Below are 19,749 nucleotides of genomic sequence, written 5' to 3' on the forward strand. Positions count from 1 at the left end.
TATCTGAAGCTATAGGCAAAGTATCATCTTATAAGTCTAACCTTGCTAACTGGAAGTTAAATCCTACTGGTAAGAAACCCACTCTTAATAACTGTGGGTACGTGTATCCATCCTTATATCGCATAGGAATGTATAATCTCACAGACGATTATTCTGCACAGATTAAGATATACCATAACAACACATGGAATTGGCTATCCATTAGTCTTCGCAAATCAGACATGGATTATATCTATCATAGGTGTAATGATCGTAAGATGTGCGCTCCTACGCTTCAGAAACGAGGTAACAATAATGGGAACTTATCTTAACTCTGGAAACGCGCGCTTTAAACAAGCGATAGAATCTGAGATATACAGAGATAAAACAGATTTGATAATGTATATTAATTCACTTGTTCTTACTGAGCAAAAATATATGTGTGTATCAAGACCTAGAAGATTTGGCAAAACAATTACGGCTAACATGCTTGCAGCATATTATGATAGGTATGCTGACAGTAGGGAGCTGTTTGAAAACAAGAAAATTGCAACAGATGGAAAAGGAATAGATCAATGGGATAAATATCTTGGAAAATTTGATGTTATCAAAATAATAATGACTGATTTTGTAAAAAAAGATAAATCTGCTGAAGAAATGTTAAAAAAACTCCAGCTGCTTGTGATGAGAGATGTTCTTAATCAATATTCTGAGGTGGATTTTTTTGATAGAGAAGACCTTATTCAGTCGATGTCTGATGTTTATGTGCAGACAGGACATCAATTTGTAATCATCATTGATGAGTGGGATGCAATCTTTAGAGAGAATAAATCGGATGCTGAAGGTCAACGAGTGTATTTGGATTTTTTGCGTGATTGGCTTAAAGACAAAGACTATGTTGCGCTTGCTTATATGACAGGGATTCTTCCAATCAAAAAATATGGTAAGCATTCAGCGCTGAATATGTTTGATGAGTATTCCATGATTTTTCCTATGCAGATGGCGAAGTATACTGGATTCACAGATGATGAGGTAGAAGATTTGTGTAATCAGTATGGAAGAAATCATGAGGAGATAAAAAACTGGTATGACGGATACGAAATGTATGGAATAATTCCGCCTAAATCAATGGGAGAGCAAAGTAGTAGCATCTCAGAAGAACCTGGTCAAGAAAAATGGTCGATATATAGTCCTTTATCAGTTGTGAAGGCAATTCAAACTGGTAGAATACAGAATTACTGGAATCAGACAGAAACATATCAAGCGCTGTCTGAGTATATTTGTAGGAATTACGATGGTTTAAAGGAAGATGTTGCTGTATTAATGACAGGCAATCGAATTTCGGTATCTATTGATAATTATCAAAATGATATGACCACTTTTCATAGTAAAGATGATATTTTTACATTATTGATTCACTTGGGATATCTTGCATACGACATTGATAAAAAAGAGGTCTATATCCCAAACAACGAGATACTAGCTGAATTTGAGGCTTCTACAAAGCAGGATGATTGGAGCGTTGTTTTCAAAGCTCTCGAAAATTCACAAAAACTACTTGAAGCAACCTGGAATAAAGATGCAGCTAAGGTATCTGAATTGGTTGAAAAAGCGCATGACAAAGCAAACAATAAAACCTATAACAGTGAAGCTGCCTTGAGTTATGCAATACAATTAGCATATTATAACGCACAGAATTATTACACTTTAATCCAGGAAATGGATACTGGTAAGGGATATGCTGATCTTGTATATATACCGTCTCCTAAATATCCAGACAAGCCAGTGCTTTTAATAGAGCTAAAATACGATAAAGATGCTGCAACAGCAATAGACCAGATTCGAAAACGTAATTATCCGGATGATCTTGAGAAGTATAAAGGGAATATTATTATCGTTGGTATAAACTATGAATGTGATGCAGGTAATAGGCAAGGTTATAAGCACCACGATTGTATAATTGAAGAAGCATAAAAATGAATGATAATAGTAGATTTAGGATGTGCATCTGGATTATGGTTGGAACTATTAGACAAATATATACCAGACAATTGTACTTCAAGAACAGTTTTTGTGAGGTTCCGTAATCATAGGTGTATTCCTAATGATTACGGAATCTTGCTATTTAAAGGAATGATATTATGACTAAAAAGAGAATAAATCCACTTTATAGGTGCATGGAATATTTAATTCCACTCACGATGTTAAAAATTATTATAGGAGCTCTTCCTGGAGCACAGATTTTAGTTCAAGCAAGGCTTATAGATAGAATAGATAGTAGATATATAGATATTACTAGTATAATTGTGGTAGCAACGGTATATATTGTTGTTTGTTTTGGTTCATGGACAATAGATAAGCTTATAGGACTTTTAAAAAAGCTTTTAAAATCTAAATTGCATTTTTTATGTAAAACACAGTTACTAGATTTATCAATGAATGTAAATTATTCTGAGCTTGAGAATTCAGAAAACTATTATCATATAAAACGCATAATGAGTGATGCAGATACAAAGTGGTGTGATGTATATGATTCAGTTTCAAATGTATTATCTTTATTTATCAAGGTAATAAATATATTAATTATCATTGGTCAAAAAGCCTTTATATCAGCATTTATATTGGCAGCGGCTATCATTCCAGTTGTTGGTATTACATTTTTTAATGGGAAAAGAACATATTTACTGGGAATAAAAGCAGCAAAGTCAAAAACTAAAGCTGATTACTATTACGAATTATTGGCTGGAAGAAACAGTTCTGCAGAAAGAGGGATATTCGGATATTATCCTTTTGTGAAGAAAAGTTGGAAAAGTGAATATTATAAGTTTATTCACAATAAAGAGAAAGCTGATAAATACTTTTATTTCTATGCTTTTTTAACGACAATATGGATTAATGCAGCTACATTATTAAGTCTTATCAGTTTGGGATTATTAGGCGCAAATGGAAAGATAACAATAGGCTTTTTTATATCAGCTGTTGGAACTATAGTGATTTTTATAAGGTCTGTCAGTAGCTCGATAAATTTTTGCAGTAGATCAGTTAGAAAATCATTGTCTTTTTGCAAAGACTACTTCGAATTGTTTGATTTAGTACACAAGAGTAATTCTTCTTATAAAGTATCTGAGAAAATAAATTCTATCGAACTAAAGAATCTTTCATTTAGTTATCCTAATACGAATGAGAAGATAATAGATAATATATCTGTAAAGTTAAAAGGTGGAAAAAAGTATGCTCTTGTAGGAAAAAATGGTTCTGGAAAATCTACTTTAGTGAAAATTTTGTGTGGACTATACTCTGATTACCAAGGAAAAATACTAATTAATGGCGATGTAGAATTAAGAGATTATTTAAGTAGAATAGGTGTTGTTTTTCAAGATTTTGGAATGTACAAGTTTTCTATTGCAGATAATATATGCATGGGCAGTAAAAGAAAAGAAGACAAAATAAATGAAGTACTTAAGCTTGTTGGACTTAAAGATTTCGTGGATAATCTACCAGACGGACTTGATACAGAACTAGGGAAGATATATATAAATGGAATTGAATTATCTACAGGACAGTGGCAAAGACTTGCTCTTGCAAGGTTGTTATATAGTTCAAAAGATTTATGCATCTTGGATGAACCTACAGCTTCATTAGACCCAGAAGGTGAAAATTTTCTATTTAGTCAATTTAAAAAAATTTGTGGAAATAGAACAGTATTATTTATTAGTCATAGACTTGGAATGACAAAACTGGCAGATACAATTTTGGTATTAAATAATCACAAATTGGAGCAGATAGGGACTTTTTCTGAACTCATTCAAGATGAAAATGGTCTGTTCTATAAAATGTACAAAATGCAGGAATGGTGGTATGACAAGAATGTTGAACAAAATACGGTTTATTCTCAGTAAATTAAAAAAGTGTAGTACAAAATCTATTTTACTATGCTGCCTTGGAGCATTTCTGGAATGTGTTTTCTCAATTCTTATAATAGTAAAATCGCAGAAAGTATTTGATGAATTTGGAAGGAGTAATGATTATAAGAAAATAATAATTGGTGTGACAGTCCTTTCTTTATATTACATTGCGTCAAACTCATTTATGATAATAAATAATTATTATTATGGGAAAGTCGAAAATGAATTAAGACAGATATTTCTTGCAGCTTTAGCAGATAAAATAAATACGATTCATGTAGGATGTTTTGAAAAAATCTCATTCAATAATGAGGTGTCTAAAGCAAAAGATGGTATAGATGGAATGCTAAAAATAGTAATTAGTATGATAATGCTTCCCTTTTTTTACATACCTTATTTTACTTTCTTGACACTATACTTTTTGAATATTTATTCATCCCTTGCTATAGTGATGGTTTTAATATTTGTTCCTACTGCGATTGGTCAATATCTAAAGTATTCAAGTCAAAAAAAATTTGTGGATAGTACAGTACTTTTACATAGGCAAACTGAAGAATTTGAAAATTGTATTTTGGGACTTGCCACTAATAAAGATATTAGAGCTAATAACTGGAAGAGTTTTTTATTAAATAAAAGCTATGAGTCTTTTACAAAGTATTCAAAAAAATATAGTAGAAAAGAATTAAGAATTTCTTTGGTAGATATAGCCTTTAGAGTTATTACTTTTGGCGGATATGCTGCAATTATTGTTTTAGTAGTATTTTTCAAAATCGAAGGGAAGATTTCAATAGGTGTATGTGCGGCTGTTTTTCAATCGCTTGTATATATTTTCAATATTTTTGATGAATTCTTTGGTTATCAGTTAGGAGAAATAAGCGAGGGAATGGCAGGATTTTCGCTTTATTGGAATTTTATAACTAAAAATTTTTCTTTTAATGAAACTAAAAAAATAGATGATCATGTACAAAAACATGGTAAATGCAGTTTTTTGCCAGAAATTGATAAACTATTATTCAAGCTTGAAAACGTTAGTTTTAGCTATGATGACTCAGATGCAAAAGTATTGAATAATATAAATTTAGAGATGAACAAGAATGAAGTGTTGGCAATTGTAGGTGATAATGGAGCTGGCAAAACAACACTTTCTAAGATTTTATTAGGAATATTAAGACCATCTTCTGGAAATATATATTTCAATGAGGATGGACATAAATCAGCTATCTTGCAGAATTTTCAAAAGTATAAAATGACATTAAAGGACAATATTTTACTAAGTGATTTTAAAAATGAGGATAATGACAGGATTATACAGTTGAAAGAAGATTTTGGAATTAACAGCAATTTAGACGATTTGCTTTCTGCGGAATTCGGTGGAAAAGACATTTCTGGTGGACAGTGGCAAAGACTTGCGCTGGCAAGAGGTTTTTATTCAGAATCTAATTTGCTGGTTCTAGATGAACCCACTTCTGCAATTGATCCTATTGAAGAAAATAGATTTATAAGTCAGTTAAAGAGGTTGTTCAAGGATAAATCAATTGTATTTATTACTCATAAAGTTGCTTCAGCGCAAATTGCAGATAGAGTAATTGTCATGAGAAAGGGAAGAATCGTAGAGGAGGGTACGTTCGCGCAGCTAATCAAGCAAAAAGGAATACTATTCTCTATGATGGATGTGCAGGCAAGACAATTAAGCCTGGCAAACGTTACTCTGGAAAGAGAGGGCGGTACCCATTAAGGAAGATGTATGACAAATATTGTGCGACATTTTTTTCATCAGCTACAAAATCATCCATTGACCACTTATGCAATATACCAACAACTCCTCCTATGGAATAGGCTATTGCGTAGGAGGTTAGTTCTTTATCCTGATGCATGTCTTTTGACGTAGGAGAGACTTCCCTAGCATATTTATGAAACATGGTCAGAGATTTTTCTAGAAAATCCGATGCTTCAGGTCTTTTGAAGATATCAGCAAGAAATTTATTATTTTTTGTATAATTGCATAATGACAGAAAAAAAGAATAGCAGATTTGAGAGCTTCCCTCTGGGTGGAAGCTCTTCATTATGCGAAAAATTTCATCTATCGTTTTATCTTCCATTGCATTGATGAAAGATGGCATGTCTTCATAGTGATTGTAAAAAGTACTTCGAACGATTCCAGCGCGTCTGGTAATGTCAGCAACTGTAATATGCCATGCATCTTTTTCGTAGGATAACTGAAAGAAAGCCTGTGTTATAGCTTCTTCTACAACCTGGTATCGTTCATCTGTAACTGTCTGCATAGTGTATCTCCATAGATTAAGTAAAGGCGAAAAGGTGTCAAAAATATGTGAAGTTAGTGAAAACATCTTTGGTTTAGGTTAAAAGAATTAACATAATTTAATTTAAACTTCTGAAATGATTTCGTCAACTTCTTTTTCTGGAGAACTGATTCCTGCAAAAAGTATTCGCATTAAATAGTAGTAGACAAGCTCCATATCATGGTCATTTAAATGAGCTACCTGATAATGGAAAGAAAACTGCATTTCGCCGCTTCCTGTATGAGAAACAGTCAGATACAGTTTCTTGGTGGCGGCGCCGTTTGCAAACCAAATGCTGTGCTGCGGAATAGATGCAATAATAGGGTTCATAGCTTTGGATGGAAGTGGCTGGTATGTCAGATATACACTTTCATATGTTGTGTTATCTGGAGTGTGATAGCGTTTTTGAATTTCTTCTTGAATAAGTGCAGGGTCATAATTGCAGTGCATGTAGACATGGTTTTGCATATCCTGAACGATATTGGCAGCATTAATAAACGAAGTAGAGGAAGGAATAACTGTTCTGCATGGAAACATCATGGTGCGGCTGCTTCCTGAAGTCCACTGCTTTGGAGTAACTCTTCGTGAAACAAAGTTTTCAATTGTAATATCTTCCTGTCTATCATTAACTTTTGAAAGGTATGTCCTAAGCCCTAGGAGAAGCAGGTTTGTCATGGAGATTTTGTTGTTTTTGCAAAAATCTATAAGACGATTACTGCTGTCTGTTTCTAGATAAAAATCTTTTACTGCAACTTTCAGGTTGTCCATCTCTATATCAGCAGAACGTAGAGTATCATTGTGGTGTTTTTTTCTGGAATTTTCCAGAACTTCTTTTCCCTGAATATCGCTATAAAGAGGCTCGCCATATTTATCTAAAAGGTTATCCCAGAAATTTTTGTCATCATTAAATCTATGAGGTGTTGTGGCTCTTCTAATATCCTGCTCAAGAGTTTCTGTATAAGATGCAGGTGCATCTGGGAATGGAGTATTGAAACTGTAATGGCAATACAATTCCATAAGGTCATTCATCATGATGATAATTCCGGCAGAGTCAAGTAGTCTATGATCAACATGCAGGAAAAAGCCATAGTAGTTATCAGGAAGTTTGAGCATGGTAACTGTGAACATAGGAGAGTCTGTCAGGTCAAGTGTTTCGTAAGCCCATTTTTGCATGATTTCATCAGCTTTGTTCATGGACATATTCGATAAATCGACAAATGGAATATCACGGTCATCGCTATTAACAATATATTGTGAAATACTGCCTTTGGAATCAGGTTTTGTGAAGCGAACTCTGAGGCACTCACAGCGTTCTATTTCCATACGGATACACTTTTGTAATAATTCGAAATCAAGCTGAATCTGCAGGGAAGCGACTACGCTTATACCTGCGACTTGCTGGGTATGATATTGCTTAATCCAGCGATAATGGATAAGTTGAGAAGCTGTTAGTGGGTACAATTTCTTTTTCATATCTTCCTCCTGGCATTGCAAAATTACGATTATTCAACTGTTTGAAGTTTAACAGCGTTTGGATTGGAACGCAATATGGATAAAGAGTAATCGAACACATGAATATAAAGTGTAGTCTATCGTGTGACAGTACAAGACTGGAATTTGTCATCAGAACAATTTTGTCATAATAAAATATCAATATTATTCCGATATATAAGTACAAAGGTAAAATAAAAAAATACCTGCAATTGTGCTGGGATTGCAGGATGAAAAATTAATTAAGCATTATTGCTTGGAAAAGAGGTGTATATGGGTATTGAGAATACATCTGCTATTCAAGAAACTTTTCAGGCATATAAAGATACGCCGGTTGCAAAGACAGATAATAAGAATAATAAAGTTACATCGAAGTATGGCAAAAGCATTGGCGATGTAAAATTATCTGAGCAGGGCGAAAAGTACTATGAACAGCTGAAAAAGAAGTTTTCGAACATGGAGTTTATCCTTGTAAGTAAGGATAAGAAAGCAGAAGTTGAAGCAAATGCAGCAAGATATGCAAGACCTGACAAAACTGTCGTTTTGATAGATGATGAAAAAATAGAGCAGATGGCAGCAGATCCTCAGTATGCAAAGAAGATTGAAGGCGTCATCTCAAATGCAGCTAGTAGCTTGGAACAGATGCAGAAAAAGATGGGAAATGACCCTAATGTTAAGGGCTATGGAATGCAGATAAATGATGATGGAACAGCTTCTTATTTTGCAGTATTAAAAAAGTCATCGGCTGCTCAGAAACAGCGTATAGAGAAGCAGGCTCAAAAGAAAGCCGAGCAGAAAAAGGCAGATAAAAAAGAAGCAGCTAAAAAGGCTGAAGAAAAGCGGATTGAGGATAGAAAACAAGAGAAATCAGAAAAAGTAAAAGATGATGAAAAAGAGTGGAAATCTGAGAATACGGTTAAAATAACTGCCAACTCTGTTGACGAGCTCATGCAGAAAATAACAGATTTTTATCAGCAGGAAAGAACTAATCAGGTAATGACAGATGACGAAAAGAAGGTTGGACAAAACTTTGATTTGTCATTATAGTTGTTTCTGTCTATATTAAAACAATATATTCGGGATGATTTTGGAATAACACATTCTAAAATCATCCCGACTTTTCTTTTGACTTAGCTGGGGAGCTTGTTAAAAATCTATATTTTTGGTTGTTGCGAAAACGTTTTCAAAAGGTCATAATAGTAATTGTGGAAAAAAGTGTTTTTTGCAAAAATGATTGAATAAGATGTATAGACAGGATCATTTCGCAAGATACCTGAAAAAAACAGGAGGCAATTATTAAATGATTAATTGGAACAATCTAGACACTCTTAAATCTTTTGATGAACTTAAGAAAGTTAATCGTGTTGAGCTTACTAAGGTAATGGCACTTGAGAATGGTGCAGAGCGTGTACAAAAGTATTCAGTACCAATGGCAGAAGGTCTTACCTATAACTATGCGGCTAAGGAAGTAGACGATGACGTTCTTGCAGCACTTGACAATCTTGCAAAGGAAGCTCAGCTTGCTGAAAAATTTGAAGAATTATACAATGGCGCTGTTATTAATACAGGCGAGAAACGTATGGTACTTCACCATCTGACAAGAGGTCAGCTTGGAAATAAAGTTGAGGCAGATGGCGTTGACAAACGTGAGTTTTATGAGAAAGAGCAGAAGAGAATTGCTGATTTTGCTAACAAAGTTCACTCAGGCAGTATTGCTAATGCAAAAGGTGAGAAGTTCACAACTGTAGTACAGATTGGTATTGGCGGAAGTGATCTTGGCCCTCGTGCAATGTATCTTGCTCTCGAAAACTGGGCAAAGAAGAACAATACTTTCAAAATGGAAGCAAAGTTCATCAGTAATGTTGATCCAGATGATGCATCAGCTATTCTTAATTCAATTGATGTTGCACATTCTCTTTTCATTTTGGTTTCTAAGTCAGGCACAACACTTGAAACACTTACAAATCAGTCTTTTGTAATGGATGCGTTAAAGAAGGCTGGTCTTGATCCAGCAAAGCACATGATTGCAGTTACTTCAGAGACTTCTCCTCTTGCAAAGAGCGATGATTTTATTGAAGCTTTTTATATGGATGACTACATTGGTGGTCGTTATTCTTCAACATCAGGTGTTGGTGGAGCAGTTCTTTCACTTGCATTTGGACCTGATGTATTTGCACAGTTCCTCGAAGGTGCAGCAGCAGAAGATAAGCTTGCAGCTTCTAAGGATATGATGAAGAACCCTGCTATGCTCGATGCTATGATTGGTTTCTATGAGCGTAACGTTTTAGGTTATGAGAGTACAGCAATTCTTCCTTATTCACAGGCACTTAGCCGTTTCCCTGCACACTTGCAGCAGCTTGATATGGAGTCAAACGGTAAGTCTGTTAACAGATTTGGCGAAGCTATTGACTATGTAACAGGACCTGTAATCTTCGGTGAGCCGGGTACAAATGGACAGCATTCTTTCTATCAGCTTCTTCATCAGGGAACTAACATCGTTCCTCTTCAGTTCATTGGATTCAAGAAGAGCCAGATTGGAAATGATGTAGATATTCAGGGAAGCACCAGCCAGCAGAAGCTTTGCGCTAACGTTGTAGCACAGATTGTAGCATTTGCTCTTGGTAAAGCTGATGAGAACAAGAATAAGAACTTTGAAGGTGGACGTCCATCAAGCATTATTATCGGTGATGAGCTTAATCCTAAGTCTCTTGGTGCACTTCTTGCTCATTTTGAGAATAAAGTTATGTTCCAGGGATTTGTATGGAATATCAACAGCTTTGATCAGGAAGGTGTTCAGCTTGGTAAGACACTTGCAAAGCGTGTTCTAGCACATGAGACAGAAGGTGCACTTGCAGCATACAGCAAGCTGTTCAATATTTAATTGTATGACTTCTTGCAAAGTATCTTTCTAAGTAATATCTGCCCTCTTTACTATGATGAATGATGAATCATGGTAAGGAGGGTATTTTTATGCGAAATAGGTGGATGCGCCTGTAATAACAGTATTAATTTACTACTGTTTGCTTATCGTCTGTTTGATTGATATAAAGCTTTACACTTTTAAAGCGATAGTGTAAAATGGACTTTACGTGTCTTTTGGACATGGGATAAAAAAGAAAACATTAGGGATGGTTATTATTTTTATGAAGGTTATTTCTGGGATTTACAAATTGTTGTGGGGCGATATAGTGAGCTTTAATATCGGAGGTTCTACTATTGGATTATCGCTCCTTGTTCTTATTCTTATTCCAGCAGGAATATATTTTACGATTATCACTAGGTTCTTACCTATTCGTCTTTTTCCTGAAATGTGCAAAGTAGCTGCCAAAAAGAGTGTAGATATGGAGAAAAAGAGCAATGTATCAGGTCTAGAAGCTCTTATTGTATCAACAGCGACAAGGGTTGGTATGGGCAATCTTGTCGGAGTAGTGGCAGCAGTATCGGCAGGCGGCGCAGGTGCAGTATTCTGGATGTGGGTTACAGCTATAATAGGTGCAAGTACTGCATTTATTGAAGCAACACTTTCTCAGCTTTATAAAGAAAAAGATCCATTGTATGGCGGATATAGAGGAGGCCCTGCATATTATTTACATTCTTTTTTTAGAGGAAAAAAAAGTAAAAGCATCCTTGCGATTTTATTCGCACTTTCAGGACTTTTGTGTTGGTGTGGGATTAGCCAGGTTATTGGAAATTCAGTATCAGAGGCATTTGATAACGCATTTAACGTTCCAAAGATTGTCACAGCAGTTGTTTTGTGTCTTGCTGGCGCTTTTGTAGTAATGAAAAAAGATATCTCTGTAAAAGTGTTAGATGTGATTGTGCCTATAATGGCGGCTTTCTATATCCTTTTAACTATATTTGTAATAATCAACAATATTAATTTGCTTCCAAGTGTTTTTGAAAGAATTTTTAAAGAAGCATTTGGCCTCAGGCAGGTTGTATCTGGAGGATTTGGTACAGTTCTAATGAATGGTGTGAAAAGGGGACTGTTCTCAAATGAAGCAGGCTCTGGTTCTGCGCCATGTGCGGCAGCAGTTGCAGATGTTGACCATCCTGTAGTATCTGGACTTTTACAGGCTTTGGGAGTGTTTATTGACACTATTGTCATTTGCAGCTGTACAGCTTTTGTTATGCTTCTTGCTCCGGAGAGTGTCACAGTAAATAAATCAGGAATGGGACTTTTACAGGCAGCTATGGTTCATTATTTTGGAAATGCCGGTTCTGTCTTTATTGCACTTACTTTGTGGTTTTTCTGCTTCTCGACATTTATCGGAATCTTGTTTTATGCTCGTTCCAATGTTGCGTATGTGTTTGGAGATAACTGGGCATCACAGAAAATCTATAAAGTGATAGCTTTAATAAATCTTTTTGTAGGATGCATTGCGGCATATGGAATTGTATGGGATCTTGGCGATATAGGAATTGGACTTATGACAATCTTCAATATGATTGCACTTATTCCGATGTCCAAGAAGGCGGTAGATTCTTTGAAAGAGTATGAACAGCGAATAAAATAATTATCTGGTGTTAGTTTTTGTTTTAGAGATAAAACTATAGGTTTTTGTTTTCATCAGGAAAATCAAAAACCGTACCAGACCAAAATTTGTCGTTAAGACAAATTTTGTCCTGCAAAGCAGGATTCTTGCTGATGATTATCATAAATCTCAGCAAGAAGTCATAGAAATTAAACCAGAGAAATAGGATTAAAGAAATAATACTAAATAAGGCTAAAAAAGAGATTGGAGTAGAATCCAACCTTTATAAACAATTTGAATATATGTTCAAAAAACTATTTACAACGAGATAAAAATGTTGTATCTTTTTCTAGAAAACAATAACAAGTTTAATGCAGAGTAGATGTCGAAGCGTTAAGTGCCCGGTGAACAGGGAGTTGTCACAGGGACGAAGAGCTTATGCTTGCGGTTTCGGTGTCGCATCCCGCTGCTACATAAGAGAAATGGCATGCCCTCCTGTGTAGTAAAGGAAAAACTGCAAAGGAGGATTTTTTTATGAAGAAATTATCTAATGTTAAGGTACTTACTGTTTGTGCTATGACTCTTGCCATGGCTGTAATTCTGGGATTTCTCAAAATTCCTGTTACACCTCTAATCGAGATTAGATTCGGATCTATTCCGCTTGCAATTTCAGCATCTTTGTTTGGACCGGCAATAGGAGCAGTACTCGGCGCAGCAAGTGACATTCTTGGATTTATTGCAAAGCCAACAGGAACATTTTTTCCGGGATTTACTATCTCTGCTGCATGTTCGGGATTATTGTTCGGACTTATTCTGTATTCCCCAAAAGTTAAGGTAACACCTGTAAGAATCATCATCGCAGAAATCGTTCACACGGTAGTTATTGGAATCTTTTTCAATAGCTTTAACTTATCTCTTCTTATGCACAAGGGATTTGGAGTGGTAGTAGCACAAAGACTTGTGAAAGAAATTGTTATGTGCCCTATCAACTGTATAATTATGATTGCAATTCTTATTCCGGTTCATCAGTTTGCTACCAAGATGTTAAAAGAGGCTTGAAATGCAGGAAGAAAGAAACACGGAGAATAAATTTGACAGCTGTATAAGATTTCTAAAAAGCCTTCAGAAATTCAATCCAAAAGACGTGGTAAAAGGGACATATGTTATGAATTTAGATAGCATAAAAGCCTTGCTTAATCTTTTGGACAATCCGCAGGATAAACTTTCTTTTGTACACGTAGCAGGAACAAATGGAAAAGGCTCGACCTGTATGTTCATAGCTTCAATTTTGAAAGAAAGCGGATATACAACAGGACTTTTCACATCTCCTTATCTTACTCATTTGAATGAACAAATATGCATTGACGGTGTTGAAATTTCAGACAAAGATGCGGGAGAATATTTGTCTATAGTAATAGAGAAGGTGGAGATTCTCAGGAAAGAACAAAGCATTTTTCCGTCTGAATTTGAAATAATTGTTAGTGCTGCATTTTTGTACTTTGTATCTAAAAAGTGCGATATTGTCGTGCTTGAAGTTGGACTTGGCGGGGATATGGATGCTACAAATGTAATATCAAAATCTGCTTTATCAGTGATAACTCCTATTTCTTTCGATCATACAGACATCCTGGGGGATAGTTATAAGTCTATAGCAAGTCATAAGGCTGGAATTATCAAGAAAGATGGCTGCGTGCTCATAGCACCTCAAAATTCGGAAGCGCAAACTGTTATAAAACAAAAGTGCAAAGATATGAATGCAGAATTAATCACGGCTAATATGGAGCATGAAGTTATATGTCAGAATATGTACGGGCAGGAGTTTGTACATCCAGTTTTTGGGACTATAAAGATAAAAATGGCTGGGGATTATCAGATAGAAAATGCTATTGTAGCAGCAAGCGCAGCAGCTATTCTTGGTAAAAAAGGTTTTAACAAAATTTCAGGAAAATCAATTGCATTAGGTCTCGAAAGGGCCTTATGGCCATGTAGGCTCGAAATATTAGGAACAAATCCTGTGACGATTTATGATGGAAGTCATAACATTCAGGGAATTGATATGCTGTGCCGTAATCTAAGGAGGCTTTTTCCAGGAAAGAAGATTCGTTTTGTAGTAGGATTTTTGCAGGACAAAAACTACGAAAAAATGGCGCTTAAACTTGGAGAAATAGCAGAAAAGTTCTACACTGTTGAACCCGTTTCTGTCAGGGCACTGTCAGCAAAAAAACTTGCTGATTTTCTGATACAAAGTGGTTATGAGGCGCAGGCATTTGCGCCTTCAAATGACAGTCTATCTTCAATAGAAATTCTTTCAGGCAAGAATGTATTTGAAAAAAATATGCCTAAGAAACTTGTACAATATGAAAAAGACGGACAAGTAGAGGGCGACCCAAAATACGCAATGAAAAAAGCTTTGCAAAAAGCAGTGTCAGAAAGCCAAAAAAATGATATCATATGTGTCTGTGGTTCTTTTTATTTTGTAGGAATTCTGAAATCAATGTGAGGAAATAAATATGTCAGAGAAATCAGAGAACAAATTGATACATTTAATCGATATGGCGGCAAGAGGTAATATCTTTGCAGCAACTCAGCTTGGCGAAGGTTATTTTAAGGGTACTTTTGGCAAGGTGAATTATGAAAAGGCTCTTAAATGGTGCCAGTATGCAGCTAAAAAAGGCGATGACAGGGCAGCAGAGCTTATTGCAGAAATAGAAAAGAAAATTAAAGAAAACTGACAACTATTGTTATCAAAATCGGAGTGAAAGTATATCACTCCGATTTTTTGTGAAAAATGTTATATAACAAGCATCTTTTTGCGGAAATTTGTGATTTTTACACAATAATTGAAAAAATGATGATTTTTGTTTTAAAAAACGAATGCAAAAATGAATTAACGAACAATTCTTAACTAAACAGCGGTTTTTTGTATAATTTTATTTGGAAAAATAAATAAAATTTTTTAAAAATACAGAGGAACTTTTTTGCATTAGCATGGTAAAGAGTAGTTTAGAAAGCCTTGATAGAACAGACGTTCAAATTTAAAATCTAAAGTTAGTTTCCATTTTTAAAAAATTTAAGCAAAAATGTTGTAAATTTTTGATGTTTTTTTGACAATTAGTGTATGTACAAGAATGGCTAATACACGTTATAATAAAGGGCTTCGTAGTTATAAATTACAAAGACATCTACGAAGCTTTGTTTGTGTGTATAGACCTAGGCTTTTCAAATCTATTTTGACATAAACAAGCATTTATTAAAGATTCTAGAATCATACAGGTAGGTAAAGATGGATATCAGAATTGAAAACTTGACGAAGACGTACAATGACTGTCACGCGGTAGACCATATGAGTCTAACTATTAATGATGGTGAACTGGTAGGACTTTTAGGACCGTCCGGCTGCGGTAAGTCTACCACATTATTCATGCTGGCTGGCTTAACAGAGCCAACAGAGGGAAAAATTTTCTTTGGCGACAGAGATGTTACCAAAATTCCTCCAGAGGATCGTGAAATCGGTCTTGTATTTCAGAACTATGCGCTCTATCCTCATATGACTGTTGAGGATAACATTACTTTTCCGCTTATTAACCGTGGAATGAAGAAGGCTTTAGCAAGAGAGAAAGCTCTTGAAATGGCAAAACTTGTTAAAATTGATCAGCTTATGAAGCGTCGTCCGGGTGAGCTTTCAGGTGGTCAGCAGCAAAGAGTAGCTATTGCTCGTGCACTTGTAAAAAAGCCACAGGTTCTTTTACTTGATGAGCCACTTTCCAACCTCGATGCAAAGCTTCGTGTTGAGACAAGAGAAGAGATTCGTCGTATTCAGCAGGAAGTTAAGATTACAACTATTTTCGTTACACATGACCAGGAAGAAGCTATGAGTATTTCTGACAAAATTGCTGTTATGAAGAAAGGGGTACTTCAGCAGTATGAGATTCCTCAGAGCATGTATTTAAATCCTGCAAATGAATTTGTAGCTGGATTCCTTGGTATGCCAGAGATTAACATGATGGAGGTAGATGTTAAAGCTGGTGTTATTTCTACAAGTGGTATCACACTTAGAGAAGGCGTTAAAATCCCTGATGGTCATTATCATGCAGGTATTCGTCCGGAATCATTCCGTGTTGCGGAAGATGGAATCAGCATGAATGCAGAAAGAGTCCGCATGACTGGTCGTGATCTTTTATTATTCACTAAACTTGGTAATACTCCTGTTCGTGTCCTTGTTCATTCAGATTTGCAGCTTGCGGCTTCTGACAGTTTCAAGGCTTCTGTTAGAGAAGGACATATTTTGGTATTCGATAAAGAAGAAAATCTTATGGGAAGATATTAATCCCGAAGGAAATGGAGTATATTTGCTATGGAGAAAAAGAGCTTTAAAGGCTATCTGTATTTGCTACCATCACTTATTATCATGGTAGTATTTACTTTATATCCTCTTATAAAAGCTGTTGTAATGAGTTTCCTCGGAGATTACAGCATCATTGATGGAAGCTATAAGTCTATTGGCTTTGAGAATTATCAGGCACTTTTTGCTGATAAAAATTTTATTAAAGCATTGTGTAATACAGGAATTTACGTAGTATTCGTTGTTCCTTGTTCAATTATTATTTCACTGTTTATTGCTGTCCTTATCAATAGCAAGATAAAGGGAAAAGCGTTTTTCCAGACAGTATATTTTCTTCCTTACGTTACAAGCGTTATAGCTATTGGTATTGTATGGAGTTGGATGTTTAACAGTGAATATGGTCTTATAAACTATATTTTGGGATTTTTTGGAATTGAACCGATTCAGTGGTTGAATCAGCCGCAATATGCACTTCCTGCGCTTATTATTTTCGCAATATGGAAGAGTATGGCATTTAATATTTTGATTTTCCTTGCCGGTCTTCAGACTATTTCCGAGGATTTGTACAAGGCAGCGCGAATTGATGCAACTCCAAGATTTAGAGTATTTACACGAATCACAGTTCCTGGAATCATGCCTATGATAGTATATGCGAGCATTATGGGAATGATTAGTGCCTTCAAGGTTTATAATGAGGTATTTGCTCTCTTTAAAGGAAAAGCCGGTCCTGCCAATAGCGCTATTACTGTTGTATATTACATCTATGATAAGTTCTACAATAGTAACAAATATGGTATTGCAGCAGCAGGTTCAATCGTTTTGTTCCTGATAATTCTGGCTTTGACACAGGTTCAGCTGCGCGTTACAGGCAAGCGTAAAAAGAAATAAAAAGAGGAAGAAATAATGCCTAGTAAAAGAAAAGTTATTGCTTTAATTCTGAATATTTTAAAATATGCATTCCTTATAGCAGGAGCAATTTTTACAGTTTTGCCGTTTGTATGGATGATAGCTTCATCACTTAAAACTCCGGCAGAAATTGTACAGGTTCCACCGGCTATTTTTCCAAAAGCTGCTCAGTGGAGTAACTACAAGGTAGCATGGAATGCAGCACCTTTTGCAAAATACCTGCTTAATACTGTAATTGTGACAGTATGTACTACAATTGGTGTTCTTATCACAACTGTTTTATCTGCATTTGCATTTTCGAGACTTGAGTTCCCGGGAAAGAAACTTATTTTTTCACTTTTCCTCGCAACTTTGATGATTCCTGGTGAGATGCTTATTATCACCAATTACATCACTATTATGAAGCTGCAGTGGATTGATACCTATCAGGCTATGATAGTACCGTGGATTTCCAGTGTTTTCTACATTTATCTTCTGACTCAGTTTTTCATGCAGGTTCCAAATGAACTGTATTTAGCTGCGAAGGTTGATAAGTGCTCTGATCTTAAGTTTATGCTAAGAATAATGGTTCCTATGAACAAGCAGGCAATTATCACTATTGCGATTCTTAATATCATCAGTTCATGGAACGCATTTTTGTGGCCACTTCTTGTTACCAACTCAGATGGAATGAGAGTTTTGTCACATGGGCTTATTCGTTTCCAGACAGAGGCAGGAGCTTCTTATGAGCTTATAATGGCTGCTTCATGTATTTTGGTTATGCCTATTATTATCGTGTACCTGTTCCTTCGCAAATATATCATCGAAGGTGTTACAAGGTCCGGTCTTAAGGGATAAGAGTTTTTTATTGATATGACCCGGAGCGCGCGCCGGATTGTATAACTTCTTGCTGAGATTTATGATAATCATCAGCAAGAATCCTGCTTTGCAGGACAAAATTTGTCTTAACGACAAATTTTGGTCTGGTACGGTTTTTGATTTTCCTGATGAAAACAAAAACCTATAAAAAATTATCTATTTTCACTGGCTGATAATAGCCGCAACGAGAGAGGAGATTTTTGAGTATGAAGTTCAAGAAAATTGGTGCAAGTATTATGACTGCAGCTTTAGCAGTATCCATGCTTGCAGGATGTAGTGGATCAAACAATTCTAATGGTGGAAAGACAACAGATGGCTCAGCTAACACAGCTGCAAGCGCTGATGGAAACATTGAGTCATGCGAAGTTACATTTTGGCATGCAATGGCTGGAGAGCAGGAGAAGACTCTTCAGGAAATCACAGATGATTTCAATAGCTCCAATAAGTACGGAATTAAAGTTACTCTTGTAAATCAGGGTAAGTACAACGATCTGCAGACAAAGCTTACAGCAAGCGCTGCATCCAATACTCTTCCTGATATGGCTCAGGCTTACAACAACTGGCTTACACCTTATAAGAATAAGCTTGTTAAGCTTGATGATCTTGTTAAGAATGACTTCGACAACTGGGATGATGTTATCGAAAGTTATAGAAATGAGTGTAGCGAGTTTGGCTTTGTTCACGCACTCCCTTTCAATAAGAGTACATATGTTTTGTTCTATAACAAGACAATGTTCGATGAACTGAAGTTAACAGCTCCTACAACATGGGATGAAGTTAAGGCTGATGCAAAGATTGTAAAAGAGAAAAAGAACATCGAATTCATCGGTTTTGATGATATGGCAGGTGCTGTAGAAGCAACACTTAAGCAGAATGGTGTTGACTATATCGATGATAAGGGTGCTTTATTTGATACAGATAAGGGTCTTGAAACATTCACATTCCTTTCTGACCTTTACAATAACGGTTATGCTCGTCTTGTTGGTGAAGATTCATTCTTCTCTAACGTACTCAGCAATGGCAAAATTGCAGCTTATGTTGGTTCCAGCACAGGTGTATCTTACATCGATACAAGCAAAGGTTGGGAACTTGGAGTAGCTCCTCTTCCAGGAAATGTTGCTAAGGCAGCTAACACAGCTGGTACTAATCTTGTAATGTTCTCTTCAGATGCTAACAAGCAGAAGGCAACATGGGAATATATGAAATTCCTTACATCTACAGAGAATACAACAAAGTGGGCAATTAAGACAGGATACCTTCCTGTAAGAACATCTGCATATAAGTCAGATGAATATCAGAAGTTCATGGCAGATGATGCAACTGCTACAGCTTCTTATGCACAGGCAGATTCTTTCTTCGTATCTCCTACATATGACGCTTCTACAGATATCCGTTCTGCAGTAGCTGCTAAGTACGAAGAACTCGTTCTTAACAAGTCTGATGCAAATACATGGAAAAAAGAACTTGTTGATACAATCAACTCTCAGTATTGA

Annotated in this window: 15 protein-coding genes, 1 pseudogene and 1 riboswitch; of the genes and pseudogenes, 14 read left to right on the forward strand and 2 right to left on the reverse strand. The window is 35.7% G+C overall.

Features of this window, described 5'->3' with window-relative positions:
• From G634_RS21455 to G634_RS20105, 4 genes and pseudogenes are all read left to right on the forward strand, one after another.
• Positions 1-311, forward strand: a pseudogene (locus tag G634_RS21455) (IS200/IS605 family accessory protein TnpB-related protein); the annotation flags it as partial.
• Complete coding sequence (locus G634_RS0103110; protein WP_026504063.1) at positions 295-1,953, forward strand: AAA family ATPase; 1,659 nt, start codon at positions 295-297, stop codon at positions 1,951-1,953. The pseudogene G634_RS21455 and the gene G634_RS0103110, both read left to right, overlap by 17 nt.
• A gap of 167 nt (positions 1,954-2,120) precedes the next feature.
• Positions 2,121-3,878 (forward strand): ABC transporter ATP-binding protein, encoded by a 1,758-nt coding sequence (locus tag G634_RS0103115; protein WP_026504064.1) that lies wholly within the window; start codon positions 2,121-2,123, stop codon positions 3,876-3,878.
• The gene (locus tag G634_RS20105) at positions 3,838-5,619 is read left to right on the forward strand and encodes an ATP-binding cassette domain-containing protein (protein ID WP_051233646.1); all 1,782 of its coding nucleotides are present in this window, start codon (positions 3,838-3,840) and stop codon (positions 5,617-5,619) included. The genes G634_RS0103115 and G634_RS20105 overlap by 41 nt, the downstream gene beginning before the upstream one ends.
• Here G634_RS20105 and G634_RS0103125 read toward each other — a convergent pair.
• Both G634_RS0103125 and G634_RS0103130 read right to left on the reverse strand, forming a co-directional pair.
• On the reverse strand, positions 5,588-6,166 hold the full coding sequence (locus tag G634_RS0103125; RefSeq protein ID WP_026504065.1) for a TetR/AcrR family transcriptional regulator: 579 nt from the start codon (positions 6,164-6,166) through the stop codon (positions 5,588-5,590). The two genes, G634_RS20105 and G634_RS0103125, sit on opposite strands and share 32 nt — an antisense overlap.
• Before the next feature lie 102 nt (positions 6,167-6,268).
• Complete coding sequence (locus G634_RS0103130) at positions 6,269-7,657, reverse strand: condensation domain-containing protein (protein WP_026504066.1); 1,389 nt, start codon at positions 7,655-7,657, stop codon at positions 6,269-6,271.
• A 291-nt stretch (positions 7,658-7,948) separates the two neighbouring features.
• Here G634_RS0103130 and G634_RS0103135 point away from each other — a divergent pair, with 291 nt between their 5' ends.
• From G634_RS0103135 to G634_RS17795, 10 genes are all read left to right on the forward strand, one after another.
• Positions 7,949-8,722 carry a DUF6033 family protein gene (locus tag G634_RS0103135; RefSeq protein ID WP_051233647.1) on the forward strand — a complete coding sequence of 258 codons (774 nt, stop codon included), beginning with the start codon at positions 7,949-7,951 and terminating at the stop codon, positions 8,720-8,722.
• A 253-nt stretch (positions 8,723-8,975) separates the two neighbouring features.
• Complete coding sequence (locus tag G634_RS0103140; RefSeq protein ID WP_026504068.1) at positions 8,976-10,556, forward strand: glucose-6-phosphate isomerase; 1,581 nt, start codon at positions 8,976-8,978, stop codon at positions 10,554-10,556.
• Positions 10,557-10,818: 262 nt separating this feature from the next.
• On the forward strand, positions 10,819-12,192 hold the full coding sequence (locus G634_RS0103145) for an alanine/glycine:cation symporter family protein (RefSeq protein WP_026504069.1): 1,374 nt from the start codon (positions 10,819-10,821) through the stop codon (positions 12,190-12,192).
• A gap of 330 nt (positions 12,193-12,522) precedes the next feature.
• Positions 12,523-12,621, forward strand: a riboswitch (THF riboswitch).
• Between the two features lie 63 nt (positions 12,622-12,684).
• Positions 12,685-13,209, forward strand: a complete 525-nt coding sequence (locus tag G634_RS0103150; RefSeq protein ID WP_026504070.1) for a folate family ECF transporter S component — start codon at positions 12,685-12,687, stop codon at positions 13,207-13,209.
• A gap of 1 nt (position 13,210) precedes the next feature.
• Positions 13,211-14,650 (forward strand): bifunctional folylpolyglutamate synthase/dihydrofolate synthase, encoded by a 1,440-nt coding sequence (locus G634_RS17790; RefSeq protein ID WP_051233648.1) that lies wholly within the window; start codon positions 13,211-13,213, stop codon positions 14,648-14,650.
• A gap of 10 nt (positions 14,651-14,660) precedes the next feature.
• Positions 14,661-14,882 (forward strand): SEL1-like repeat protein, encoded by a 222-nt coding sequence (locus G634_RS0103160; RefSeq protein ID WP_026504071.1) that lies wholly within the window; start codon positions 14,661-14,663, stop codon positions 14,880-14,882.
• A gap of 551 nt (positions 14,883-15,433) precedes the next feature.
• Positions 15,434-16,477 carry an ABC transporter ATP-binding protein gene (locus G634_RS0103165; RefSeq protein WP_026504072.1) on the forward strand — a complete coding sequence of 348 codons (1,044 nt, stop codon included), beginning with the start codon at positions 15,434-15,436 and terminating at the stop codon, positions 16,475-16,477.
• 27 nt (positions 16,478-16,504) lie between these two features.
• Positions 16,505-17,380 carry a carbohydrate ABC transporter permease gene (locus G634_RS0103170; protein ID WP_026504073.1) on the forward strand — a complete coding sequence of 292 codons (876 nt, stop codon included), beginning with the start codon at positions 16,505-16,507 and terminating at the stop codon, positions 17,378-17,380.
• A 15-nt stretch (positions 17,381-17,395) separates the two neighbouring features.
• Positions 17,396-18,235, forward strand: a complete 840-nt coding sequence (locus G634_RS0103175) for a carbohydrate ABC transporter permease (protein ID WP_051233649.1) — start codon at positions 17,396-17,398, stop codon at positions 18,233-18,235.
• A gap of 227 nt (positions 18,236-18,462) precedes the next feature.
• On the forward strand, positions 18,463-19,749 hold the full coding sequence (locus G634_RS17795) for an ABC transporter substrate-binding protein (protein ID WP_051233650.1): 1,287 nt from the start codon (positions 18,463-18,465) through the stop codon (positions 19,747-19,749).

It is taken from the genome of Butyrivibrio sp. NC3005, from assembly GCF_000424545.1.
GTDB lineage: Bacteria > Bacillota > Clostridia > Lachnospirales > Lachnospiraceae > Butyrivibrio.